This is a genomic window from Pseudarthrobacter ribosi (genome assembly GCF_055412865.1).
The window spans coordinates 145,561-169,267 of record NZ_JBVAYZ010000006.1 but is presented as its reverse complement, the minus strand read 5'-3'; the positions used below and the strand labels follow the sequence as shown (position 1 = coordinate 169,267).

The window sequence follows — 23,707 nt, the reverse complement described above, 5'->3', positions numbered from 1 at the left end:
GAGGTACGGGCTGAAGATTTGGGTCCCCGGGCCGGGCTAGCGGCCGGTCTTGGGGGCGAACATGCGCGCGATGAGGCGGGCGCCGAGGTTGAGCACCATAACCAGGATGATGAGCACCAGGGCGGCTCCCCAGGCGCGCTGCGAGGACGGATCCGGGTTCGACGGCGAGGTCGGGTTGAGGATCTGCGTGTAGATGAACGTGGGCAGTGAGGCCATCCAGCCGCTGAAGACGTTGTAGTTGATCGAGGTGGCGAAGCCCGCGGTGACCAGGATCGGGGCCGTTTCGCCGATCACCCGGGCGATCGCGAGGGTGACGCCCGAGGCGATGCCGGAGATCGCCGTCGGGATGACCACCTTGAGGATGGTCCGCCATTTGCGGACGCCCAGGGCGTAGGCCGCCTCGCGGAGTTCGTTCGGGACGATCTTGAGCATTTCCTCGCTGGAGCGGACCACCACGGGGATCATCAGCACGGACAGCGCGACGGCGGCGACGGCCCCGGTTTTGGTGCCCGGCCCGACGATGGCGAAGAAGAACGCTGCCGCGAACAGGCCGGCCACGATCGAGGGGATGCCGGTCATGACGTCCACGAAGAAGGTGATGGCGCGGGCCAGCGGGCGGTCGTTGCCGTACTCCACCAGGTAGACGGCGGTGAGCAGGCCCACCGGCACGGAGATGATGGTCGCCAGCACCGTAATCAGCAGCGTGCCGATCAGGGCGTGGAAAATGCCGCCGACCACCGGGGCGCCTTCCTCGACGGTCTTGTTGTCGAAGGCGCCGGTGACGCCGTTCATCGAGGTGGTGAGGAAACCGGGGTCCATGAGCCCCGGGAGGCCGTTGACGAGGACCGTCCAGATCACGGAGAACAGGGGCAGCAGCGCAACGAGAAACGCGCCGACAACCAGGCAGGTGGCCAGTTTGTCCTTGGCGCGGCGGGAGCCTTCCACGGCGGTGCTCCAGCCGACGAGACCGATCGCGAAGATGATTGCCGAAACGAGTCCCCAGCCGAGGGCGTGGAAACCGATCAGGGCCAGGATCGCCGCACCGAGGATCAGGGCGATGCCGAGAACCAGGTAGGGGGCCCACTTCGGGAGTTGGCCCTTGGTGAGGGCCGAACGCTTCTTGACGGGGGTCAGGGTGGCGGTCATTTAGTTGGCTCCCGAAAATTCTTTGTGCCGGCTGATAATCCAGCGCGCGATCATGTTCACGCCGAGGGTGATGACAAACAGGACCAGGCCGGCGGCAATCAGCGTGTTGACCTTCAGGCCGCTGGCCTCGGGGAAGTTCAGCGCGATTTCGGCGGCGATGGTCTGGTTGCCGGACTGGATGAGGCTCGCGGTCAGCGCGCCGGAGGAGAGCACCAGCGCGACGGCCATGGTCTCGCCGAGGGCGCGGCCCAGGCCCAGCATGACGGCACTGATGATCCCGGGGCGGCCGAACGGCAGCACGGCCATCCGGATCATTTCCCAACGGGTGGCCCCGAGGGCCAAGGCGGCCTCTTCGTGCAGCTTGGGGGTCTGCAGGAAGATTTCGCGGCTCAGCGAGGTGATAATGGGCAGGATCATGACGGACAGGACGATTCCCGCGGTCAGGATGGTCTTGCCCGTGGCCGAGGCCGGGCCCTGGAAGATCGGCAGCCAGCCCATGTTGTTGGCCAGCCAGTTGTAGGCCGGTGAGATTTCCTTGGCCAGGAACGCGGCGCCCCAGGCGCCGTAGACCACGGAGGGGATCGCGGCCAGCAGGTCGATCACGTAGCCCAGGCCGGAGGCGAGCTTGCGCGGGGCGAAGTGCGAGATGAACAGCGCGACGCCAATCGCGACCGGTGTGGCGATGAGGAGGGCGATGACGGCTGCGATCAGGGTGCCAATGACGATCGGCCAGATGTAGGCCAAAAAGCCTTCGCCGCCCTGGATCTCCTCCGGGGAGGCCACAAGGGCGGGAAAGGCCTGGATGAGCAGAAAGAGCGCTACTCCGAAGAGCACGGCCAGGATCAGGCACCCAGCGGCCAAGGTGGCTGCGGAAAAGACCTTATCTCCGGCGCGGCCTGCGCCCCGGGACGTGGTCAGGGAGGTGGTGGTCACTTCACGATCCTTCAGATCTTTGTGTACTTCGGACAAACACGCTGGTTCCCTGCCCCGGGGTGGCCGTCGTTGACAGCCGGACCGGGACAGGGAACCAGTTGCAGGCTGGTGTTTCCACTATGCCTGCCAGCGCTAGGGATCCCTAGGACTTGACCTTGATGGACTCAATGGACTTGAGGGCCTTGTCCTGCAGGTCCTTGGACAGCGGCGCGGACTTGGCGGCATCGGCGGCCGCGGTCTGACCGGTGTCGGAGACGACGTAGCTCTCGAAGGCCTTCACGAGGTCGACGGTCTTCTGGTCAGCGTAGGCGCTGCAGACGACGTGGAAGGAAACCAGGACGATCGGGTAGGCGCCCTCGATGGTGGTCGCGCGGTCCAGCTTGATGGAGAGGTCGTTGGCGTTGCGGCCCTCAACCGGCTTACCGGCGTCGACTGCCTTGGCTGCAGCCTCGGCGGAGATCTTCGTGTAGGACTCGCCCACCTTGATCAGCGCGACGCCCAGCTTGCCGCTCACGGCAGAGTCATCAGCGTAGGTCACGGCTCCCGGGGTGTCGGTGACGGTCTTGACCACACCGGAGGTGCCCTTGGCGTTCTCGCCCTGAAGGGTTGCCGGCCAGACCCCGGAGGACTTGTCGGTCCAGGCCTCGGGGGCGGCGGCGGCCAGGTAGTCGGTGAAGTTGGACGTCGTGCCGGAGTCATCTGAACGGTTCACCGGGGTGACCGCGAGGTCCGGGAGCGTGGCGTCCGGGTTCTGGGCTGCGATCGCGGGGTCGTTCCAGGTGGCGATCTCGCCGCGGAAGATCTTGGCGACCGTGACGGCGTCGAGGTTGAGTTCCTTGATGTCGGGCAGGTTGAATGCCACGGCGATCGGGGAGATGTAGACCGGGATGTTGAGGGCGCCGTCGGGGCCGCACTGGGTAGTGGAGGAAGCGTACTCGTCGTCCTTGAGGTAGGCGTCGGAGCCGCCGAACTGGGCGGACCCGTCCAGGAGGGCCTTGCGGCCTGCGCCGGAACCGTCCGGGGAGTACTGCACGGTAGCGCCCTGATTCGCGGAGGCGAAGTTGGTCTTCCATGCGTCCATGGCGGCACCCTGTGCGGAGGAGCCGATGCCAGTCAGCGTGCCCGTAACCTGGGCGCCCGAAGCGGCAGGGGTGGCGGGAGCGGTGCCCGTTGCGTTGTCCGAGCCACAGGCGGTCAGCGCGAGAGCGCCGGCTGAGATGACAGCGATAGCCGCGTGGCGGCCGAAGCGGAGTGCCTTCACTTAGATGTACCCCTTCCAGGGATTTTCTGAATGCGTGCCGGGCCGGAGAAGACCGGGCAGGGATGCGTACGGTTTGTACCTTCATTGAATCTAGGTGCCCCAGATGAAGACAATGGCCGACCAAGATGAACGAAGGGTTAACGACGCCGGGACATTGGCTTACATCCGCCGGCGCCCCATTGCGTCAGGCACGTCACAGCCGTAGGGCCTCCCGCTGACGGGTCCGCCGGCCCGGCGGCCAATAGACTGGAGCGCATGGCCCCCGCTATTGGACTTTCCGTAAGCGCCCGCTTCGTGCGCGGCCGCGTCCGCACGGGCCTGGTCCGGAGCCGGAACTCCCTGGGGCCGGCCATCCAGATGACCGGCTGCGCCGTCGGCGCCTACGCGTTTGCCGAGTATGTGCTGGGCCACAGCGGCCCGCTCTTCGCCGCCACGTCCTCCCTCATCTCCCTGGGCTTCTCCCGGGACCCGCGGCTGCGCCGTGTGATCGAGGTCGGCCTGGGCTGCACCATCGGCATTGTGGTCGGGGACCTGCTGCTGCACTGGCTGGGCGCCGGGATGTGGCAGGCCGCCGTCGTGCTGCTGTTCTCGATCCTGCTGGCACGGTTCCTGGACAGCGGCACCATTTTCACCACGCAGCTGGGGCTGCAGTCCCTACTGGTGGTGCTGCTGCCGGCGCCGGCCGGGGGGCCGTTCACCCGCAGCATCGACGCTATCGTGGGCGGCGTGTTCGCCCTGCTGGTGACGGTCCTGATCCCGAAGGACCCGCGCCGGGAACCCCGCAACGACGTCAAGAAGCTCCTGCACGAACTCGCCGAGGTCCTGCGCGAATGCGCCTCCGCGCTGAGCTACAGCGACTCCACCCAGGCCTGGCATGCGCTGATCCGCGGGCGGAACTGCCAGCCCCTCATCGATGTCATGCGCCAGTCCCTGCGGGCCTCCGGCGAGGTGGCCACCCTTGCCCCGGCCTACCGCCGGCACCGGGACGAGCTGGACCAGATGGAGCAGTCGCTGGACTACATCGACCTTGCCCTGCGTAACAGCCGCGTCTTCGCCCGCCGGCTGACCAGCGCCATCAACCATGCGGCGCTATCCGACGAGGCCACCCAGAACATCGCCGACGTCCTCCAGGACACGGCCGACGCCGTCGACGAGCTCTCCCTGGGCCTGGCGGAAGTGCACGACGGCGTCCGCCGCGCGCACCTGCGGACGGCCCGGACGGAGCTGCGCGAAATCGCCGGCCGGCTGCACCCGCGGCTGCTGGACGTGCAGCGGCTGGAGGGCGAAACGGTGGTTATGCTGTTCCGCCCGCTGATGGTGGACCTGCTGGAGGCGGCCGGCGTCGACTCCCGGGAAGCCCGGGACATCCTGCCGCCGCTGTAGCTGCCGCGCCAGCTACCGCGGTAGCTACCGCGGTGCGGGAGCGTTGCTGTCGCGTTTGTTGTCGCTAGGCGCGGATAGGGTGGAGCAATGGCTACCAAGACTTCCCGGGCTACCAAGGCGCCGGGCTACAAATGCGCCGAGTGCGGCTGGACCGCGGCCAAGTGGGTGGGCCGCTGCGGCGAGTGCCAGGCCTGGGGCAGTGTGGAGGAAACCGGCGGCGCCGTGGCGCGGACGACGGCGGCCACCACCGTGCTGGAGCCGGCCCGCCGGATCGCGGAGGTCGATGCCACCACCGCGGCGTTTCTGCCGACCGGCGTGGACGAACTGGACCGTGTGCTCGGCGGCGGGCTGGTCCCGGGCGCCGTGATCCTGCTCGCGGGCGAACCCGGGGTCGGCAAGTCCACCCTGCTGCTGGACGTCGCGGCCAAGTTTGCCCGCACCGCGCAGGACGTCCTGTACATCACGGGCGAGGAATCCGCCGCGCAGGTCAAGCTCCGCGCGGACCGGATCGACGCCGTCGCCGAATCCCTGTACCTCTCCGCCGAAACGGACCTCGGCCAGGCCCTGGGCCAGGTGGAGAAGCTCGAACCGCGCCTGCTGATCGTGGACTCCGTGCAGACGCTGAGCAGCGCCGACGTGGAAGGCAGCGCCGGCGGCGTCTCGCAGGTCCGTGAGGTCGCCGCGTCGCTGATCGCCGCGGCCAAACGCCGCAATATGACCACCCTGCTGGTGGGGCATGTGACCAAGGACGGCTCCATCGCCGGCCCCCGGCTGCTCGAGCACCTGGTGGACGTCGTGTGCCAGTTCGAAGGCGAGCGCCACTCCCGGCTGCGGCTGCTGCGGGCCGTCAAGAACCGCTACGGCCCCACCGACGACGTCGGCTGCTTCGACCTGAACGAGGACGGGATTGTGGGCCTGGCCGATCCGAGCGGGCTGTTTGTCTCCCGAACCAAGGAACCTGTCTCCGGCACCTGCATCACGGTGACCCTGGAGGGGCGCCGCCCGCTGCTGGCCGAGGTGCAGTCCCTGCTGGCCGAAAGTTCCAGCTCACAGCCGCGGCGGGCCACGAGCGGGCTGGACAGTTCCCGTGTGGCGATGCTGCTGGCCGTGCTCCAGCAGCGGGCCGGTTGCCTGCTGAACAAGGACGATTCCTACGTGGCAACCGTGGGCGGCGTAAAGCTCAGCGAGCCCGCCACGGACCTCGCCGTCGCGCTGGCCGTGGCCTCGGCGAAGGCCAGGAAACCCTTGCCGGAGCGGCTGATCGCCTTTGGCGAAGTGGGGCTCGCCGGTGAGGTCCGCCCCGTGCCCGGCATCAACCAGCGGATCCACGAAGCCCACCGGCTGGGGTTCACCCATGCCGTGGTGCCCGCGAGCCCGAACGGCCCGGGCCCGGTGCCGGCAGGCTTCTCCGTGCGGGAAGTCGGGCACCTGACCGAAGCGCTGAGCCTGCTGATCAGCTGAGGCTGCCCCGTTATCCCCGAGCCCGGGGTTCCAACCCCCTGCAGCCGATCCTTCCACAAACCCGGCTGCCCGAATGGCGACTTAGGACCCTAGCCCGGCCCCGGTGTCCGGCGGAAAATTGGCGGCAGGGACGGCCACGGGCGAAGGGATCGGGCCATGATGGGACGCTACGGAGACGGCTTCGGCTGGATGTGGCTCTGGGGCCTGCTGTTGCTGGTCGGGATCGCAGTGCTTGTGCTGCTCGCGGTCCGCCTCTTCACCGGCGGAACCAGCCGCGGCCGTCCCGAACGCTATGGACCTGCCGGGCCCTACGGCGCCCCACCCTACGGCCCGCCGGGGAGTCAGCCGGGCGGCCCGGGGTATCCGGGCGGCAAGAGCCAGGCACGCCTGATCCTCGAGGAACGCTTCGCCAGAGGCGAGCTCACCGCGGAACAATACCGCGAGAATGTGAAAGTACTCGGCGAGGATCCGTAATGCGGCCGATCAGCCGCCGCGACGCCCTGCTCCTGGGCGGCCTAGGCACAGCGGCCACGGTGGCGGGCGGCGCAGGCCTGTGGTGGTCCCTGAATTCCACACAGCAGCCTGCCGGCGTCGTCGGCGGGGGCGCCGGCGGGGGCCCCGCGCCCGTGCCGGGCTCCGAACTGCGCGCTACCGCCGAACTTCGCAGCGCGGACGGCCTGCTGCAGCTCACCCTTGACGCCGCCCCCGGACCGGTGGAACTCGGCGGCCGCCAGGTCGGCGCCCTCTGTTACAACGGCACCATCCCGGGCCCTACCCTGCGCCTGCGGCAGGGTGATGAGCTCAACGTCAGGCTGGAGAACGACCTTAACGAACCGACCAACCTGCACGCCCACGGCCTCCATGTGTCCCCGCAGGCCGACGGGGACAATGTGTTCAGGACGGTCCTGCCCGGAGAGGGCTTTGACTATCGCTACCGGCTGCCCTCGGACCACCCGCCGGGTGTGTACTGGTACCACCCGCATCACCACGGCATGGTCGCAAACCAGATCTTCGCGGGGCTCTTCGGGGCCATCATCGTCGAAGACCCCGATACCATCCCGGTGAGCACGGAACGGGTCCTGCTGGTCTCGGATACCACCCTGGACAGCGCCGGGAACATCGCGGCCGTCTCGCTCATGGACCGCATGGCGGGCCGGGAGGGTGAACTGCTCCTGCTCAACGGGCAGAGCAACCCGCTGCTCACGGCCCAGCCGGGGGCCCGGGAGCGGTGGCGGATCATCAATACCTGCGTAGCCCGCTATCTCCGGCTCCGGCTCGATGGCCAGCAGCTGCAGCTGCTCGGAATGGACTCAGGCCGGTCCCCCGAACCCGAAACCGTCGACGAACTCCTGCTGCCGCCGGGCAGCCGGGCGGACCTGCTGGTGACCGCCGCCGCCGGCGAAGCCGTGTTGCAGGCTTTCCCCTACGACCGCGGCGCCATGCCGGCGATGATGGGGCAGGGGCCGTTCCCGGTCAGCGGGGCGGGCGCGCTGGCGACCTTCCGGGTCAGCGGCGCCTCCGCAACCCCGCCCGGCGCCGCCCCGTCCCGGCCGGCCCAAGAGGACCTAAGGACTGTCGCCGTCGCCGCACGCCGGCAGCTGGTCCTCTCCATGGGCGCGGGGCAGGGACGGAGGGGCGGCGCGATGGCCGGCATGATGCGGTTCACCATCAATGGCCGTGAATACAGCGAGGCCCGCACGGACACGACCGTCGCGGCCGGCACGGTGGAGGAATGGACACTGGTCAACACCAGCCCCATGGACCACCCCTTCCACCTGCACGTATGGCCGATGCAGCTCATCAACGACAACGGCCGGGCAGCCGGTTCCGTGGTCATGCGGGACGTGGTGAACGTGCGCGCGAACGGCCGCGCCACTGTCAGGATCGCGTTCCGAGACTTCGGCGGCCGCTCGGTATACCACTGCCACATCCTGGACCACGAGGATCTCGGCATGATGGGCGTGATCGAGGTCCGCTGAGCCGGAAACCCCTTGTCAGGCATACCCCCCAGGGGTATGGTGTTGCTGAATCGGAATTCGCGAGGAACCTCCCTTAGGAGCGCAACATGGAACACCGGCACAACAGCCAGACCGTCGGCGGCCAGCCAATGAGCCACCCCCACGAGGAGCACAGCGGCAAGCAGCCCCACGGGGCAAACGGCACGCACGGCGCCCGGCCGGACGAGGAGCACATGGTCCACAGCCACGGCCAGCACGCCGGGCACAGCGTGGCGATGTTCAAGAACAGGTTCTGGCTGACGCTGGCCCTGGCGGTGCCCGTGGTCTTTTTCAGCCCCATGTTCGGGCACCTGCTCGGCTACCAGGCGCCCGTGTTTCCCGGCTCCGCGTGGATTCCGCCGGTGCTGGGAACCGTCATCTTCTTCTACGGCGGCCAGCCGTTCCTCAAGGGCGGGCTGAATGAGCTGAAGAGCCGCAAACCGGGGATGATGCTGCTGATCGCAATGGCCATCACCGTCGCATTCACGGCCTCGTGGGTGACCACGCTGGGGATCGGCGGATTCGACCTCGATTTCTGGTGGGAACTTGCACTGCTGGTCGACATCATGTTGCTGGGGCACTGGATCGAAATGCGCGCCCTCGGCTCGGCCCAGGGCGCCCTGGACGCCCTCGCGGCGCTGCTGCCGGACGAGGCGGAACGCCTCACCGCGTCCGGCACCGAAAAAGTCAGGGTGTCCGAACTCAGGAGCGGCGACACCATCCTGGTCCGTTCCGGCGGCCGAATGCCGGCGGACGGAATCGTGATCGAGGGGCGGGCCGACTTCGACGAATCGATGATCACCGGCGAGTCCAAGACCGTCCTTCGCTCCCCCGGCGACCCCGTGGTCGCAGGAACCATCGCCACGGACAACAGCCTCCGCGTCCGGGTGACAGCCGTCGGCGACGACACGGCCCTCGCCGGCATCCAGCGGCTCGTGGCCGAGGCCCAGGCCTCCTCCTCGCGGGCCCAGGCCCTCGCCGACCGCGCCGCCGCCCTCCTGTTCTACTTCGCCGCCGGGGCGGGCGTCATCACCTTTATCGTGTGGACACTACTGGGCAGCATGCCCGACGCCGTGGAACGCACCGTGACGGTGCTGGTGATCGCCTGCCCGCATGCCCTGGGCCTGGCCATCCCGCTGGTCATCGCGATCTCCACGGAACGGGCCGCCCGGGCCGGCGTGCTGATCAAGAACCGGATGGCGCTCGAGCGGATGCGGACGGTCGACGTCGTGCTGTTCGACAAGACGGGGACCCTGACCAAGGGCGAGCCGGAGCTCAAGGACCTCGCCGCGGCCGACGGGATGGACCGGGACGACGTGCTAGCGCTGGCCGCTGCGGCGGAGTCGGACAGCGAGCATCCCCTGGCCCGCGCGATCGTGGCGGCCGCCCGCGGGCGCGGGCTCCTGGTCCCGCTGGCGAGCGGTTTCACTTCCCTGACCGGGCGCGGCGTCCGCGCCACGGTCGGCGGCCGGACGGTCCTGGTGGGCGGTCCGGCCCTGCTTCGGGAAGTCGGCGCAGAAGAAACCCCGGCACTGGCCGCCACCACGGCTGTCTGGCGGGACCGCGGCGCGGCGGTGCTCCATGTGGTGGACGGCAATACCGTGCTGGGCGCCGTGAGCCTCGAGGACGCGGTGCGCCCGGAATCCCGCCAGGCGGTCGCGGCCCTGCAGCACCGCGGAATCAAGGTTGCCATGATCACCGGCGACGCCCGCCAGGTGGCCCGGGCCGTGGCCGCCGATCTCAACATCGACGAGGTCTTCGCCGAGGTTCTCCCGGCGGACAAGGACAAGAAAGTCGCCGAACTCCAGTCCCGCGGCCTCAGGGTGGCCATGGTGGGTGACGGTGTGAACGACTCCCCCGCCCTGGCCCGGGCCGAGGTGGGAATCGCGATCGGCGGCGGAACCGACGTCGCAGTGGAGTCCGCCGGCGTGGTCCTCGCCGGGAACGACCCCCGGGCGGTGCTGTCCATGGTGGACCTGTCCCGTGCCAGCTACCGGAAAATGTGGCAAAACCTCGTCTGGGCCACGGGCTACAACATCGTTGCGGTGCCGCTGGCTGCCGGCGTCCTGGCCTTCGCCGGGGTGGTCCTCTCCCCCGCCGCCGGCGCGGTGCTGATGTCCGCCTCCACGATCGTGGTGGCCCTTAACGCGCAGCTGCTGCGGCGGCTGCGGCTCAACCCCGCCGCCGTCGGCTGACCGGAAGGATGCCATGCCAGACGCAATCGATCACATTCCCTCCTTCGGGCGGCGCTTCGCCCGGATAGGTCCACGGATGGACGCCCGCGGGGCCGCGGACCACCGCCGGCGCCTCCTGGAAGCCGCGCTTGGCACCGTCGTCGAGATCGGTGCGGGCTACGGCGCCACCTTCCCGTTCTACCCCTCCGCGGTGACGGGCCTGTTGGCCCTCGAACCGGACCCCACGCTCCGGGAGCTGGCCCGGGCCGCCGGTGCCGGTCACCGTGGTGAACGGCGTGGCGGAGGCGCTGCCGGCGGCGGACGCCTCGGTCGACGTCGTGGTCTCCAGCCTGGTGCTGTGCAGCGTGGCGGACCAGTCCGTTGCCCTGGCGGAGGTGGTGCGGGTCCTGCGGCCGGGCGGCCTGCTGCTGTTCTATGAGCACGTCCGGTCGGAACACCGCGTGCTGGCGGCCGCCGAAGACCTGGTCGCGCCGCTGTGGCGTCGGATGGCCGGCGGATGCCATCCGAACCGTGCCACCGCCGCCGTGATCGCCGGGGCGGGCCTCACCTTGCAGAACCTGGAGCGCTTCGGCTTTTCCGCGCTGCCCGGCAACCCGCGCGTGGCCCATGTTCTGGGCGCGGCCCGCAAACCCTGACGCCGCCGTCGCGTGGCATTCCCCGGACCCGGGCATCAACGCGTCCCCTGCGGATCAACAGCTCTCGCATCAGGAGAAGGCCGCCTGCACCCGCTAGAGGTAGTCGCCGACATGTTCGCGGGCGATTTCCAAGAGGGTGGAGTGGAACGCGACCTCTGCCGGGGCGTAGACCTTGTCCTGGCGTTGGGCCAGCAATACCCGCCGCATCGGCGCGGCAGCACCGAGGCTGATTACCCTTACGTCGGGGTGCTGAAGTGCCACGGCGGTTTTGGGCACCATGGCCACGCCCATCCCGACGCTCACCATTGCCTGGGCTTCTTGGTAGTCGTTGGCCAGGAAGCCAATGGTCGGCTCGAACCCGGCGTCGTGAGCGGAGCGTTGCAGAACTTCGACCACCGGGTGGGCCTCCGCGCGAACTATCCACGACTCCTTACGCAGATCCTCCATCCTCACCTCATCCCGGCCGGCGAGTGGGTGCCCGCGCGCCACCAGGATTACGGTGCTCTCCTGGAAGACTTCTGTTACCCGGATGGAATCGTCGTGGAACCGATTCCAGGGGTAGTCCCAGAGCAGGCACAGTCCGGTGACTCCTGACTCCAGGTCAGACACAAGTTCGTCGAAGCGTGCGCTGCGCACTGAGAGGCCAATTGCGGGGTATCGCTTCTTGAAGGCGCGGATGACGATGGGCAGAAATGATCCGGCGATGGTGGGGAACGTACCGACAGTCAAGGAGCCGCGTCTTAGACCGGCAATCTGATCCAGATCGGACTGAGCTGCCCGCATCTGCCCGAGGATCTTGCGGGCATGCCCCGCCAGCACCTGACCAGCCTCTGTGGGCGCAACCCCACGGGACCGACGATTGAGAAGCGGCTGCCCGACTTCCTGTTCGAGCTTCCGTAGCTGCTGCGAAACTGCGGACGGGGTGTACATCATCAGCTCGGCCGCAGCGGTGATCGATCCCTGCTCGACGACCTCCACCAGCAGAGCCAATCGACGGATATCGAATAAATCCTGACCTTCGTCGTTAAGCAATGGTTAACCCTTCTGTCCGTTTAGTTCATTCTATGCAATCGGGCAGCAGCTCACGGTGGATTCTCGGGAAAATCCTGCCGATAGCCGCGGAAAGCGGAGCCCTCTTGCCTCTATAACACAATGAATTAAGCATCCCTACATCCCCCCTCAAGTATTGAACATTGTCTTCATTTGTGATCCGGCTCATTCTTTTATCAGGCCCCTGAACATGCGGCACTAAGAGATGTAGGGAAGACGATGAAAATAGAAGCTGAATGGATGCGCGGAGGCACCAGCAAGTGCTGGGTCTTCGAAACCGAGCACTTGGACGAAACCCGCACGAGTTTGGATGAGCTGCTTCCCCGGCTGTTCGGAAGTCCGGACTCCAGGCAGATCGATGGTGTCGGGGGAGCAACTTCGACAACCAGCAAGGCTATGATCCTTCGCCGGCTCGCCGACGGGGACGTCGACGTAGAGTTTACGTTCGCCCAAGTCGGCATCGAAGAGGCAGCAGTGGACTGGGGCAGCAACTGCGGGAACTGCTCCGCGGTTGTCGGCCTTTATGCGATCGAAAAGGGTTGGGTAATCCCCCAGGGCGATAACACCCGCATCGTCACCCGCAACACAAACACCGGTCAGATAATCATCCAGCGCGTGGCCACTCCCTCAGGGGCGCTGCCCATCGTTCCGGATGCGCAGATGCCTGGGGTCGCTTTCCCCGGCTACCGGGTCGGGCTTGGCTTCCAGGATCCAGCCGGCAAGACCACTGGAAGTCTGCTGCCTAGTGGTGAAGCGACCGACACGATGCTTGCTGGTGGGACACGTTGGACCGTTTCACTGGTCGACGCAGGAGCGCCAGTAGTCATCGTCCGCGCCGAGGAGCTGGGTTTGGATGCAGCCCGGTACGACAGTTGGGTCGCTGGCGTGGACTTGCAGCTGGAAACTTTGGAGCACATCCGTCGGCAGGCGGCCGTCCGAATGGGGCTGGCACCAACAATCGCCGAAGCTGCACGCGCCATCCCCAAGCTAGCGATCGTCGCCTCCCCCAGCCAGTCGGACCCGGACTGCGACGTCAACGTCATGATGCTCTCGATGGGCAAGCCCCACCCCGCCCTGGCCATCACCGGCAGTATCGCCCTGACTCTCGCCGCCCGCACCCGGGGCACCGTCCTCAACAACATCACAGGCGACATGCCGCGTTCCGCCCTGAGACTACGCACTCCTGCGGGAGTAATCGAAACCTGGAGCGAGGAACGCGACGGGACCGTGCTGGTCGGCGTCGACCGAACGGCCCGCACGATCGCCACCACAATCATCCATCTCCCGGAGGCTCTCGGCAGCGATGTCGAAGCCTCGCTAGCATCAGCCACTCAATGAGGAGCCACGATCATGACTAAGACTATTTACCAACCTGCTCCCCAAGCAGCGAGCGAAATCAGGGACGACCGTTCCAAGCGCCCCAACCGTCGCCGCCGTATCCTGCTGATAACGGTAGCCGCGATCGCGATCCTTGGTCTGGTCGCCCTCGTTCTCGGGGGTGGCATCTTCAACCCGGCGGCCGCCTCGGAATCGGAGCCGCCCATGACCGCTACCCAGATCATCCCGCTGGTCATACTTGTCGTGATGTTCGTCGTCGCCACAAAATGGCCACTGAACATCGGGGTGATGGGGCTGGTCGCATCCTTCGGCGTCGGCTACTTCATGCTCGGAATGACCGACAAGGAAATACTTGCCGACTTCCCGGCCAACATCGTTATCACCATCATCGGAGTCACGTACTTCTTCAGCATGGCGCAGAGGAACGGGACCATCGACATCATCGTCCAGACCTGCGTGCGCCTCGTCAGAGGTAAGACACTTTTGTTGCCCTGGGTGTTCTTCCTTCTGGCAGCCGCGCTCACGGCACTGGGCACTTTTTCCCCGGCCGCCGTCGCGCTGCTGGCCCCCGCTGCCATCGGGCTGGCCTACGAATCACGCATCCACCCCGTACTGATGGGCGCGTTCATCATTAACGGTGCCCACGCCGGTGGTTTCTCCCCGCTGTCGGTGGCCGGCGTGCTGGTGCACGACATCGCGCTGGACAACGGCTTTCCGATCTCCCAAGGCGCCCTTTTCGCCGCCAGCTTCGCCCTCAACCTCATCCTTTCGATACTGACCGTCGTACTGTTTGCCCTCTTGGGCAAGCTGCGTGATGGTGAGGGCGGCCAGCACGCCGATCTTGACACGACCCGATCCAGCCGTCCGCACGGCCAGCAGATCCTCACGCTCGCGCTGATCGCCGCGATGCTGGTGTGCACCCTGGGCTTCCACATGCCAATCGGCTTTGTCGCCCTCTCCGCCGGCCTCGTGCTGGCACTGATCAACATCAAGGAACACCGAACGTTCATCGGCGGCATCTCCTGGTCCACGGTCCTGCTGGTGGCCGGCATGATCACCTACGTCTCCCTGCTCCAGCACGTGGGCGTCATCGACACCCTCGCCGAGCGGGCCCTGGCACTGGGTGCACCGCTGCTGGTCGCACTGGTCCTCTGCTACGTGATCGGCGTCGGCTCAGCGTTCGCCTCCTCCACAGCCTTGCTGACCGCGTTCATCCCGCTGGCCGGTCCGCTGCTGGCCACCAGTTCGCTCAGCGCCTCCGGAACGGTCGCGGCACTCGCCATTGCAGCCACCGTCGTGGATGTTTCCCCCTTCTCCACCGACGGTGCGCTCATTGTCGCCAACGCCAGCGAGAACGACCGCCAACGCGTCTACCGGCAGCTGATGATGTATGCCGGGGCAGTGGTCCTGGTGGCCCCCGCGCTGGCCTGGCTACTGCTGGTGCCCACCGGCATCATGTGACCGGCCCCGCCTCGTAATCTGACCCTCCTACAACGGCCCGCCAGCACCAGCTGACGGGCCGTTGCCTGGGTTCACGAACTAACGCGCAGGTGTTCCCGTGCCGACACAAGGCCTCATCGCGGGTGTGGCTGACCGCCGTCGTGAAGTTCCCGCCCGGTTACTTCAGGTCGCCGGACCTCAGCGGCGCGGATTTCCGCGGTTTCCACTGCCCGGGGGACGTCGCGGGGCAGGTAACCGGGCGGGAGCACCCCTCCGTGTGGCGTGCGTTCCCGCCGGGCACGCAAAAGGGGCGCCTGCCACGATGGCAGACGCCCCTGAAGTCAAATCAGTCAAACCCGTTTGAGCCCTGGCGCTTAGGCCTTCTTGGGCGGCAGAGCCAGCTTGAAGACCTTGGCCCAGGTGGAGCCGACCTGCTTCCAGATCGGGCCGGTGGTGTACGGCAGGCCGTAACGCTTGCAGATCTCCTGCACCTTGGGCGCCACCTCGGCGTAGCGGTTGGACGGAATGTCCGGGAAGAGGTGGTGCTCGATCTGGTGCGAAAGGTTGCCGGTCATGAGGTGCATGAACTTGGAACCGGAGATGTTGGCGGAGCCGATCATCTGCCGCACGTACCAGTCCCCGCGGGTTTCCCCTTCCACCATTTCCTCGGTGAAGGTGTCCGTCCCGTCGGGGAAGTGCCCGCAGAAGATCACCGCGTGCGCCCAGACATTGCGGACAGCATTCGCGGTCAGGGTGCCGTACAGCGCCTGCTTGCCGGAGCCGGTCAGCATGGCGACGGCGGGAGTGGCAGCGTAGTCCTTGGTGAACTGCGTGAGCGCCTTACGGCCAAGGGCCTTGAGGTCCTTGGTCAGGGCTTCCTTGGACTTGTTGCCCTCTTTGTAGTCGTTCAGCTCGAGGTCATAGATCGCGATGCCCCACTCGAAGACCGGGGCCAGCAGGGCGTTGTAGAGCGGGTTGCCCAGGTTGAACGGCTTCCACTCCTGGTCCGCGTCCATCCGCAGCAGGTTGTATCCGACGTCGTTGTCCTTGCCGATGACGTTGGTCCAGCGGTGGTGCAGATCGTTGTGGGTGTGCTGCCAGGCGCGCGCCGGGGTAACGAAGTCCCATTCCCAGGTGGTGGAGTGGATGTCCGGGTCCCGCATCCAGTCCCACTGGCCGTGCAGGATGTTGTGCCCGAGCTCCATGTTTTCCAGGATCTTGGCGAAGCTGAGCAGGGTGGTCCCGGCAACCCAGGCCGCCTTGTGCTTGCTGACCAGCAGCGTGGCGCGGCCGGAAATCTCCAGTCCCCGCTGGATCTTGATCATGCGGCGGATGTAAGCGGCGTCGGATGCTCCGCGCTTGGCGAGGATGTCGTCCTTGATGGTGTCGAGCTCACGGCCCAGTTCGGCGACCTGCTCGTCGGAGAGATGCGCGGCAGCCGGCGGCCGAAGGGTCGGGCTGCCCGTCTCGGCGAGGGCGCCGGGCCGCGACTTCACGGCAGCGGGCGCCTCACGCTGGGGAGCGTCCTCGGAAAGGTCAGGCTTGTCGGAAACAGTCGTCATACTGGTACTCCTCAGAGGTCGAGGTTAACGGGTCCGGCGGCTGCCGAAACACACGTCTGGATTAGTTGGCCGGGCTCGCCGTGAACTTCGTCCGTGCGCAGGTCACGAACCTGGCCGGCCCGGAGGGGGATAAGACAGCTGTGGCAGATGCCCATGCGGCAGCCGCTGGGCATCAGGACGCCGGCGTCCTCGCCGACGTCGAGCAGCGGGGTGTCGCCGTCGGCTTCGACTTCGCGGTCCGACGACTCGAAGGTGACCAGGCCGCCGTCGTGCCCTGCGCCGCCGGCCAGCTTGGTGCTGAAGCGTTCGATCGTGAGGGTGGCCTCCGAGACGGGCTCCGCGGTTGCGGTCTCCGCCTCCCACAGGGCCTCCGCGTCGTCCAGGAAACCTTCCGGGCCGCAGGCGTACGCCGCGCGCTGGCGCCAGTCCGGGCAGAGCTCCTCCAGCCCGGCAACGGAGCTGAAGTCAATCCGCCCGCGTTCCCCGGTGAACCAGTGGATAACGCGGAAGTTGGGAAACTGGTCCGCGAGTTCGGCCAGTTCCTCGCGGAAGATGGCGTCCGCGGGGGTCCGGGCGGTGTGGATGAGGACGACGTCGGAGTCCGGGCGGTGCGGGACGAGCGTGCGGATCATCGACATCACCGGGGTGATGCCGCTCCCGGCGGTGAGCATCAGCAGGGGCCGCGGGTGCTCCGGAAGGACGAAGTCGCCCTGCGGCGGCGCCAGGAAGAGCACGTCGCCCGGCCTGGTGTTGCGCACGAGCGTCCCGGAGACGGCCCCCATGTCACTAACGGTGATGGCCGGGTCCTGCCCGGCGGGGGCGCTGAGCGAGTAGGACCGCCAGTGGCGGACACCGTCGAGCTCGACGCCTATACGGGCCCACTGGCCGGCAAGGTGTGCTTGCCAGCCGCGGCCGGGACGGAAGAAAATGGTGGCGGAATCGGCCGTTTCTGGAACCACCCTCGTTACCACGCCGCGCAACTGGCGGGCGGAAAACACAGGATTGAAAAGCGCCAGAATGTCTTCTGGAGCAAGTGGGGTGGTCAGTAGAGATGCGGCGCGCGCCAGCTTACGGAGCCGGATCATTCATCAATCTTATGTCAGAGAGGGTCATAGTTCTTCACCCAAGGCATACGATCGACGTAAAGAAACTATCTCCCCGCAACAACTTTGGAAGAGCCTCATGAACGCTTCCCCGACGGCGACGTCCGCATCCCCCGCCTACGACCCTCCATGGCTCGCCCTGCCGCGCGAGGTCAGCGACGTGCTCCGGCCGAGGATGCCGGGGATTGTCGAGGCCATCATCGACGCCGTGCCACAGCTCGTGCCGGCCTACGCCCGGCCGATCGAAGGCCGCTTCGGGCGGGGGCTGCGCCGCGGCGTGGCAGCCGCACTGGAGCGCTTCCTGCAGCTCCCGGGAACCCGGCTGCCCGCCCTCTCGGAGGAAAGCAGGCAACTCGTGGCAGGGCTGGGGAGCGGCGAATTCCGCCAGGGCCGGAGCATGGATGCGCTGCTGAGCGCCTACCGGATGGGGGCCCGCGTGACCTTCCGCGAGATGTCCCGGGTGTCCGTGGAACACCACCTTGGCCAGACCGTGGTGGTGGACCTGGGCGAATCGATCCTGGCCTACATCGACGAGCTGTCCGCGGTCAGCGCCGAGGCGTACGCCTTTGAACAGTCCGAACGGGCCGGCGCGGTGGACCGCCGGCGGACCGAACTGCTCGATCTGCTCCTGCTGGGGCAGGCCGATGAGGCGGCCCTTCGCCAGACGGCTGCCATGGCGGACTGGTCCCTGCCGCAGCGGATGGTGGTGGTGACCCTGCCGGTGAACCGGTCCGCCGGGCTGCGGATCCGGCTGGGGCCAGGAACGCTGGTTATCGAACGCGAGACCGACGCCGTCGCCCTGGTTCCGGCACGGCAGTCCCGGGCCGCGCGGGCGGACCTGGAAAAGGCGCTGCGCGGACGCGGGGCGGCCGTCGGGCCGGCCGGAGGCTGGGAAAAGGTCCCGGATTCGCTGCGTCTGGCAGTGCTGGCAGCCTCCGTGCTGCCGCCGCGGGACGGCCCCGAGGACCCGCCGATCTGGGCTGACGAGCACCTGGCCGAGGTGATTCTCGGGGCGGAGCCCTCTGCGATCGCGGAGCTCGCCCTCCGCCGGCTGGCGCCGCTGGAGGGGCTGCGCCCGGCCCAGCGCGAACGGCTCGCGGAGACGCTGCTGTCCTGGCTGCGCCACTGGGGCCAGCGGGCCCCGGTCGCGGCAGAGCTCGGCATCCACCCGCAGACCGTGGGTTACCGGGCGGCACAGCTGCGCGAGCTGTTCGGAGACACCCTGGAGGACCCGAAAGCGCGGTTCGAACTGGAACTGGCGCTCCACGCCGGCAGGCGTTGAACAGGGCAGGCGTTGAACAGAGCCGGCGTTGAACAGAGCAGGCGCTAAACAGAGCAACCGTCAGACACCGCAGAGCTAACCGGCGACGGCGGCGGCGCCCCGCCGTCGACTACGCCTGTCGGGTGAGCGCTTCCCGGCTCTGCAGGCGCAGCTCAAGGTCGTTCATCACGATCGCGGCCAGGTCCTGCAGCGTCCGGGTGTCGTCGGCGCTGAACTCCCGCGGTTCCCGGTCCAGGATGCAGAAGGTGCCCAGGTTGTAGCCGTCCGGGGTGCGCAGCGGAACCCCGGCGTAAAACTGCAGGCCGAATTCGCCCGCCACCAGCGGGTTGGCGAGGGTACGGGGATCCTGGGCGGCGTCCTCAACAATCCAGGCCTCATCCTGCAGGATCGCGGAGGCGCACAGCCCCGGGTCGCGGCCGATCTGCGTGACCTCGGTGCCGTGGTGGGCCTTGAACCAGATCCGGTCATGATCCACCACGCTGACAATCGCCACGGGTACCGAGAACATCCGCGCCGCGAGGCCCGCTATCCGGTCGAAGGCGCCGTCCGCCGGGGTGTCCAGGATCCGGTAGCGCTCGACCGCTCGCATCCGGCCTTCCTCGTCCGAGGGCGCGGCCGCCGGCGCCGGGTCCATGCGGTGGCGCGCGGCGCTGTTGATGACTTCCTGGCGCAGGGCCAGCGACACTTCCCGGGCCTGCGGGCGCTGTGCCGGGTCCCGGGCCAGCATGGAGGACAGCAGCGCAGCCCACATGGGCGCGAGCTCCTCGGGGATCTGCGGGTCGTTGAGCAGCCGCGCGACGGCGGACTGGATGGGCGCGCCGGGGTATGCCATCTTTCCGGTCAGCCCCTCGAGCAGGACCAGGCCGAGCGAATACACGTCGCTGAGCGGGCCGACCGGCTCGCCGGCCGCCTGTTCGGGGCTGAGGTAGGCCGGAGTCCCGGAGGTCCCGCCGTCGTCCGACACCGGGCAGCTGCGGGTGAAGACCGCGACGCCGAAATCCGTGAGCTTGGCCCGCGGGCGGCGGTCATCGTTGCTGTAGTTCACGAGCAGGATGTTCGCGGGCTTGACGTCCCGGTGCACGATGCCGTGGTGGTGGATGTAGGAGAGCCCGTCCGCCAGGTCATAGCCGATGTGGGCCATGTGCGCCGCCGAGAGCGGACCCTGGGCACCGCGGTGGCGCAGGTCCTGCCCGCGCACCAGCTCCATCACCAGGTAGGTGAGCCGGTGGGCCGGGTCGCTCAGGTCGGCGCCCGCGTCGAAGAGCGTCACGAGGGCGTGATGGCTCATACCGGCCAGGATGCGGATTTCCTCGCCCTGCCGGCGGGCTTGCTCCAGGTCGTCCGCGTCGTTGCGGAAGAGCTTGACCGCCACCTCGCGCTCCAGGAGTTCGTCGTAGGCCCGGAACACGGTGGATTGGCTGCCGCGGCCAATAAGGTCTTCGATCCGGTACCGGCCGCTCAGCAGGTATCCGGATTCCATCCGCTGCTTCGGGGTGGCCGGCGTGGGACGTGCCGGTTGTGAAATGAGCTCAGTCAAGTGGTGTTCGTGGTCCCTTATAGGGGGTCCGCCGGGGGCGCCGGGCAGATCAGTCCAAAACCGGCAAACGTTCAGATCCGGCGCCCGCATAATTAGCAAGGCTACTTATGATAACCCGGTTTACCGCTTCGGGAAGACCTGCGGACAACCCATTTTCACGGCCCGCGGGCGGGCGCCGGCCGCTACTTGGCGGGGTTGTGCGTGCCGATCGGCAGCAGCGTCAGGTCGGGGTGGTTCTTCTCGATCCGGCGCAGGGCCCACACATCATTGAACAACGCGAGGTATTCGCCGTCGGAGCGCAGCAGCACCTCGGCGCCGGGCACGTTGGCCAGCGCCGGCATGGCGTCCGCCGTCGAGATCCTGGCGATGGAGTACGGCAGGCGCTCCAGGCGCATCGGCGCGCTGAAGTCGTGGGCCATGCGGTCCTCCACCACTTCGAACTGCATGGGGCCGACGGCGGCCAGTACCGGGGCCTGGTCGCCGCGGACGTCCGAGCGGAGCACCTGGATGACGCCCTCGTGCTCGAGTTGTTCGATGCCGCGGCGGAACTGCTTGAAACGGCTGGGGTCCTTGGAGCGTGCCACCTGGAAATGCTCCGGCGCGAACAGCGGGATGGCGGGGAACTCCACCGCATCCTCCAGGAAGAGGCTGTCGCCCACGCGCAGCGAGGAGGCGTTGACGAGTCCCACGACGTCCCCGGGGAAGGCCTCGTCGATGACCTCCCGTTCCCGCCCGAAGACCTGCTGGGCGTACTTGGTGGCGAAGGACTTGCCGGTCCGGCCCTGGGTCACCACCATGCCGCGTTCGAAGATGCCCGAGCAGACCCGGATGAAGGCGACGTGGTCGCGGTGTGCCTTGTTCATGCCGGCCTGGACCTTGAAAACGAATCCCGAGAAGGGCGCGTCGACCGGCCGTGCGGCGCCGTCGACGTCGGGCCGCGGGGCGGCCGGCGGGGCGAAGTCCACGAGGGCGTCAAGGATCTCCTTCACGCCGAAGTTCAACGCGGCGGAGCTGAAGAGGATCGGGGTGGCCTTGCCGGCGTGGAAGGCGTCGACGTCGAACTCAAGGTTGGACTCGATGACCAGCCCGGCCTCGTCGACGGCGTTGGACCAGTCATCTCCCTGGCTGGCGGCGGCCTGCTCCGGGGTGAAGTACTCGGTGAGGGCGATGTTGGCGCCGGCGTTGTTACGCTTGAACTGCGCGAAGCGGTCATTGCGCAGGTCCCAGACGCCGCGGAAGTCGCCGGAGATGCCGACGGCCCAGGTCAGCGGCATCGGCTGCAGGCCGGTGCGCTCGGTCAGCTCGTCCATGAGGGCCAGGGCGTCCAGGCCGGGCCGGTCCCACTTGTTGATCACGGTGATGATGGGCAGGTTGCGCTGCTTGCAGACCTCGAAGAGCTTCATGGTCTGGGTTTCCAGGCCCTTGGCGGCGTCGACGAGCATCACGGCGCAGTCGACGGCGGCCAGCACACGGTAGGTGTCCTCGGAGAAGTCCGCGTGGCCGGGGGTGTCCAGCAGGTTGATCACGGTGTCCCGGTAGCCGAACTGCAGGGCCGCGGAGCTGATGGAGATGCCGCGGTCCTTCTCCATCTGCATCCAGTCCGAGACCGTGTCCTTGCGGTTCGACTTGCCGCTGGAGGCGCCGGCGGTGCCGATGACCTTCGCGTGCAGCGCGAGCGCCTCGGTCAGCGTGGACTTGCCGGCGTCAGGGTGTGAAATGACCGCGAAAGTCCGACGCCTGGCCGCCTGCTTGTGAATCTCCTGGACTCGGGCGGGGCTGAGGACGTCTTGGGACACGGTGCTACTTTCGCTGCGGCGTTGAATGGTTGCGCTCCCGGGTTGGCGGGATCGGGCTGGCCCGGTGGGATCGCGCGTTGTTCTGCGTGGCTGTGCGGGACTGCTGTGGAGAAATGCTGGGGCGCGGCGCCGGGTAGCCGACGGAGCACCCAAGGCTCCCAGTTTATCGCAGCCCGCACCGCTGCCGCGAAGCGGGAGGGATGCCGGCGCGATGCGGGACAGCGGCCGCTCGAAAAGTGGGCGGCCGGGCCTCCGCCCGCAGGGCCGTTCCGGAGGCGCTCCCGCGGACGTCCCTATGGACCACTTTGGGGCTTGTCCGTGCGGAAGTTGGCCCGCTTTGCCTCTACTATGGGGAGAGCGGGGAACCGAGTACTTTTGATCCTGCCGGCAATCACCGGAAACCGGCGCACTTGCGGGCTGCGGCCTGCACCTTTGAAGGGAACGTCTATGGCTCGGAGCCCTGAAGATTCACTCAAGGCGACCCTGGGCCGAGTGGCACCGGGCACCGCTCTCCGCGACGGCCTGGAGCGCATCCTCCGCGGACGGACCGGCGCCCTGATCGTCCTGGGCATCGACCGGACCATCGAATCCATCTGTTCCGGCGGCTTCGACATCGGAATCGATTTCTCCCCCACCCGGCTGCGGGAACTTGCCAAAATGGACGGCGCCATCATCTGCGACAAGGACGCCAGCAACATCCTGCGCGCGGCCGTCCAGCTGGTCCCCGATTCCAGCATCGAGACCCAGGAGTCCGGCACCCGGCACCGGACCGCGGAGCGTGTCGCCATCCAGACGGGCGTTCCGGTCATCTCGGTCAGCCAGTCCATGCAGATCATCGCCCTCTACGTAAACGGGCTGCGGCACGTCCTGGAGGGTTCGGAAAAGGTCCTGGCCCGCGCCAACCAGGCGCTGGCCACCCTGGAACGCTACCGTTCACGCCTGGACCAGGTGACCAGTTCCCTCTCGGCCCTGGAAATCGAGGCCATGGTGACGGTCCGCGATGTCGCCGTCACCCTGCAGCGCCAGGAGATGGTCCGCCGGATTTCCGAGGAGATCTCGCAATACGTGCTCGAACTCGGCGAGGACGGGCGGCTGCTCTCGCTCCAGCTGGACGAACTGACCGTGGGCCGCGGTCCCGGCAGCGACGTCATCATCCGCGATTACTCGGGTCCCGACGCGACCGCCGACGACATCGACAAGGCCGTGAAGGCCCTTGTGAGCCTGGGCCCCACCGAGCTGATTGATCTGGGCAAGATCGCCGGGATCGTCGGCTTCGCCGGCGGCGAGGCCAACCTTGACGCCGTCGTCCAGCCGCGCGGCTACCGGCTGCTGTCCGGGCTGAAGGCAGTGCCGAAGGCCGTCGCGGACCGCCTCGTGGACAACTTCGGCGGTCTGCAGTTCCTTATGGCGGCCACGATCGATGACCTCATGACCGTGGATGGCATCGGCGACCAGCGCGCCCGGACGGTCCGTGAGGGCCTGAGCCGGATGGCCGAGGCAAGCCTGCTGGACCGCTTCCTCTAACGCCGTCGATTGCTCCGCAACTGCCGTTTTGGAACCCCAAAACGGCGCCTACGGAGCAGTCGAT

Annotated in this window: 18 protein-coding genes; 10 read left to right on the top strand and 8 right to left on the bottom strand. The window is 67.6% G+C overall.

The genetic code is table 11. The annotated features are described in order from the left end of the window. Nucleotides 1-36: 36 nt before the first annotated feature. From pstA to pstS, 3 genes are all read right to left on the bottom strand, one after another. The gene (pstA, locus tag ACZYZ5_RS08655) at nucleotides 37-1,146 is read right to left on the bottom strand and encodes a phosphate ABC transporter permease PstA (RefSeq protein ID WP_463900961.1); all 1,110 of its coding nucleotides are present in this window, start codon (nucleotides 1,144-1,146) and stop codon (nucleotides 37-39) included. Next, on the bottom strand, nucleotides 1,147-2,079 hold the full coding sequence (pstC, locus tag ACZYZ5_RS08650; RefSeq protein ID WP_463900959.1) for a phosphate ABC transporter permease subunit PstC: 933 nt from the start codon (nucleotides 2,077-2,079) through the stop codon (nucleotides 1,147-1,149). A 142-nt stretch (nucleotides 2,080-2,221) separates the two neighbouring features. Then, nucleotides 2,222-3,340, bottom strand: a complete 1,119-nt coding sequence (pstS, locus tag ACZYZ5_RS08645) for a phosphate ABC transporter substrate-binding protein PstS (protein ID WP_463900958.1) — start codon at nucleotides 3,338-3,340, stop codon at nucleotides 2,222-2,224. Nucleotides 3,341-3,595: 255 nt separating this feature from the next. Between pstS and ACZYZ5_RS08640 the strand changes: the two genes are divergently transcribed. From ACZYZ5_RS08640 to ACZYZ5_RS08615, 6 genes are all read left to right on the top strand, one after another. Next, a complete protein-coding gene (locus ACZYZ5_RS08640; RefSeq protein ID WP_463900956.1) occupies nucleotides 3,596-4,723 on the top strand; it encodes an FUSC family protein in 1,128 nt (375 codons plus the stop codon). An 87-nt stretch (nucleotides 4,724-4,810) separates the two neighbouring features. Further along, complete coding sequence (gene radA, locus ACZYZ5_RS08635) at nucleotides 4,811-6,184, top strand: DNA repair protein RadA (RefSeq protein ID WP_463900955.1); 1,374 nt, start codon at nucleotides 4,811-4,813, stop codon at nucleotides 6,182-6,184. Between the two features lie 156 nt (nucleotides 6,185-6,340). After that, nucleotides 6,341-6,658 carry an SHOCT domain-containing protein gene (locus tag ACZYZ5_RS08630; RefSeq protein ID WP_463900953.1) on the top strand — a complete coding sequence of 106 codons (318 nt, stop codon included), beginning with the start codon at nucleotides 6,341-6,343 and terminating at the stop codon, nucleotides 6,656-6,658. Continuing rightward, nucleotides 6,658-8,163, top strand: coding sequence for a multicopper oxidase family protein (locus ACZYZ5_RS08625; RefSeq protein WP_463900951.1), 1,506 nt, complete (start codon nucleotides 6,658-6,660; stop codon nucleotides 8,161-8,163). The genes ACZYZ5_RS08630 and ACZYZ5_RS08625 overlap by 1 nt, the downstream gene beginning before the upstream one ends. 86 nt (nucleotides 8,164-8,249) lie before the next feature. Next, a complete protein-coding gene (locus tag ACZYZ5_RS08620) occupies nucleotides 8,250-10,376 on the top strand; it encodes a copper-translocating P-type ATPase (protein ID WP_463900949.1) in 2,127 nt (708 codons plus the stop codon). 263 nt (nucleotides 10,377-10,639) lie between these two features. Next, on the top strand, nucleotides 10,640-11,011 hold the full coding sequence (locus ACZYZ5_RS08615; RefSeq protein WP_463900947.1) for a methyltransferase domain-containing protein: 372 nt from the start codon (nucleotides 10,640-10,642) through the stop codon (nucleotides 11,009-11,011). Nucleotides 11,012-11,104: 93 nt separating this feature from the next. Here ACZYZ5_RS08615 and ACZYZ5_RS08610 read toward each other — a convergent pair whose 3' ends face one another. Beyond that, a complete protein-coding gene (locus ACZYZ5_RS08610) occupies nucleotides 11,105-12,043 on the bottom strand; it encodes a LysR family transcriptional regulator (protein WP_463900945.1) in 939 nt (312 codons plus the stop codon). Between the two features lie 237 nt (nucleotides 12,044-12,280). Between ACZYZ5_RS08610 and ACZYZ5_RS08605 the strand changes: the two genes are divergently transcribed. Then, a complete protein-coding gene (locus ACZYZ5_RS08605; protein ID WP_463900944.1) occupies nucleotides 12,281-13,399 on the top strand; it encodes a PrpF domain-containing protein in 1,119 nt (372 codons plus the stop codon). A gap of 12 nt (nucleotides 13,400-13,411) precedes the next feature. After that, a complete protein-coding gene (locus ACZYZ5_RS08600) occupies nucleotides 13,412-14,860 on the top strand; it encodes an SLC13 family permease (RefSeq protein WP_463900942.1) in 1,449 nt (482 codons plus the stop codon). A 353-nt stretch (nucleotides 14,861-15,213) separates the two neighbouring features. On the opposite strand, the gene ACZYZ5_RS08595 is transcribed toward ACZYZ5_RS08600, so the two are convergent. Both ACZYZ5_RS08595 and ACZYZ5_RS08590 read right to left on the bottom strand, forming a co-directional pair. Beyond that, nucleotides 15,214-16,401, bottom strand: coding sequence for a fatty acid desaturase family protein (locus ACZYZ5_RS08595; protein WP_463900940.1), 1,188 nt, complete (start codon nucleotides 16,399-16,401; stop codon nucleotides 15,214-15,216). Between the two features lie 11 nt (nucleotides 16,402-16,412). Beyond that, the gene (locus ACZYZ5_RS08590; RefSeq protein WP_463900938.1) at nucleotides 16,413-17,486 is read right to left on the bottom strand and encodes a ferredoxin reductase; all 1,074 of its coding nucleotides are present in this window, start codon (nucleotides 17,484-17,486) and stop codon (nucleotides 16,413-16,415) included. A 97-nt stretch (nucleotides 17,487-17,583) separates the two neighbouring features. On the opposite strand from ACZYZ5_RS08590, the gene ACZYZ5_RS08585 reads away from it, so the two are divergent. Next, a complete protein-coding gene (locus tag ACZYZ5_RS08585) occupies nucleotides 17,584-18,786 on the top strand; it encodes a PucR family transcriptional regulator (RefSeq protein WP_463900937.1) in 1,203 nt (400 codons plus the stop codon). Nucleotides 18,787-18,895: 109 nt separating this feature from the next. Here ACZYZ5_RS08585 and ACZYZ5_RS08580 read toward each other — a convergent pair whose 3' ends face one another. Next, nucleotides 18,896-20,323, bottom strand: coding sequence for a protein kinase domain-containing protein (locus ACZYZ5_RS08580; RefSeq protein ID WP_463900936.1), 1,428 nt, complete (start codon nucleotides 20,321-20,323; stop codon nucleotides 18,896-18,898). 182 nt (nucleotides 20,324-20,505) lie between these two features. After that, entirely contained in the window at nucleotides 20,506-22,119 is a 1,614-nt protein-coding gene (locus ACZYZ5_RS08575; RefSeq protein ID WP_463900934.1) for a peptide chain release factor 3, read from the bottom strand. Nucleotides 22,120-22,566: 447 nt separating this feature from the next. Between ACZYZ5_RS08575 and disA the strand changes: the two genes are divergently transcribed. Next, nucleotides 22,567-23,643, top strand: coding sequence for a DNA integrity scanning diadenylate cyclase DisA (disA, locus tag ACZYZ5_RS08570; protein WP_463900932.1), 1,077 nt, complete (start codon nucleotides 22,567-22,569; stop codon nucleotides 23,641-23,643). Nucleotides 23,644-23,707 lie beyond the last annotated feature (64 nt).

What these genes read in the sequence shown, in the direction of transcription:
- ACZYZ5_RS08620 (WP_463900949.1), top strand. Translation starts at nt 8,250, where the DNA reads ATGGAACACCGGCACAACAGCCAGACCGTCGGCGGCCAGCCAATGAGC.
- ACZYZ5_RS08585 (WP_463900937.1), top strand. Translation starts at nt 17,584, where the DNA reads ATGAACGCTTCCCCGACGGCGACGTCCGCATCCCCCGCCTACGACCCT.
- ACZYZ5_RS08600 (WP_463900942.1), top strand. Translation starts at nt 13,412, where the DNA reads ATGACTAAGACTATTTACCAACCTGCTCCCCAAGCAGCGAGCGAAATC.
- ACZYZ5_RS08630 (WP_463900953.1), top strand. Translation starts at nt 6,341, where the DNA reads ATGATGGGACGCTACGGAGACGGCTTCGGCTGGATGTGGCTCTGGGGC.
- ACZYZ5_RS08625 (WP_463900951.1), top strand. Translation starts at nt 6,658, where the DNA reads ATGCGGCCGATCAGCCGCCGCGACGCCCTGCTCCTGGGCGGCCTAGGC.
- ACZYZ5_RS08640 (WP_463900956.1), top strand. Translation starts at nt 3,596, where the DNA reads ATGGCCCCCGCTATTGGACTTTCCGTAAGCGCCCGCTTCGTGCGCGGC.
- radA (WP_463900955.1), top strand. Translation starts at nt 4,811, where the DNA reads ATGGCTACCAAGACTTCCCGGGCTACCAAGGCGCCGGGCTACAAATGC.
- ACZYZ5_RS08595 (WP_463900940.1), bottom strand. Translation starts at nt 16,401, where the DNA reads ATGACGACTGTTTCCGACAAGCCTGACCTTTCCGAGGACGCTCCCCAG.
- ACZYZ5_RS08590 (WP_463900938.1), bottom strand. Translation starts at nt 17,486, where the DNA reads ATGATCCGGCTCCGTAAGCTGGCGCGCGCCGCATCTCTACTGACCACC.
- pstA (WP_463900961.1), bottom strand. Translation starts at nt 1,146, where the DNA reads ATGACCGCCACCCTGACCCCCGTCAAGAAGCGTTCGGCCCTCACCAAG.
- disA (WP_463900932.1), top strand. Translation starts at nt 22,567, where the DNA reads ATGGCTCGGAGCCCTGAAGATTCACTCAAGGCGACCCTGGGCCGAGTG.
- ACZYZ5_RS08605 (WP_463900944.1), top strand. Translation starts at nt 12,281, where the DNA reads ATGAAAATAGAAGCTGAATGGATGCGCGGAGGCACCAGCAAGTGCTGG.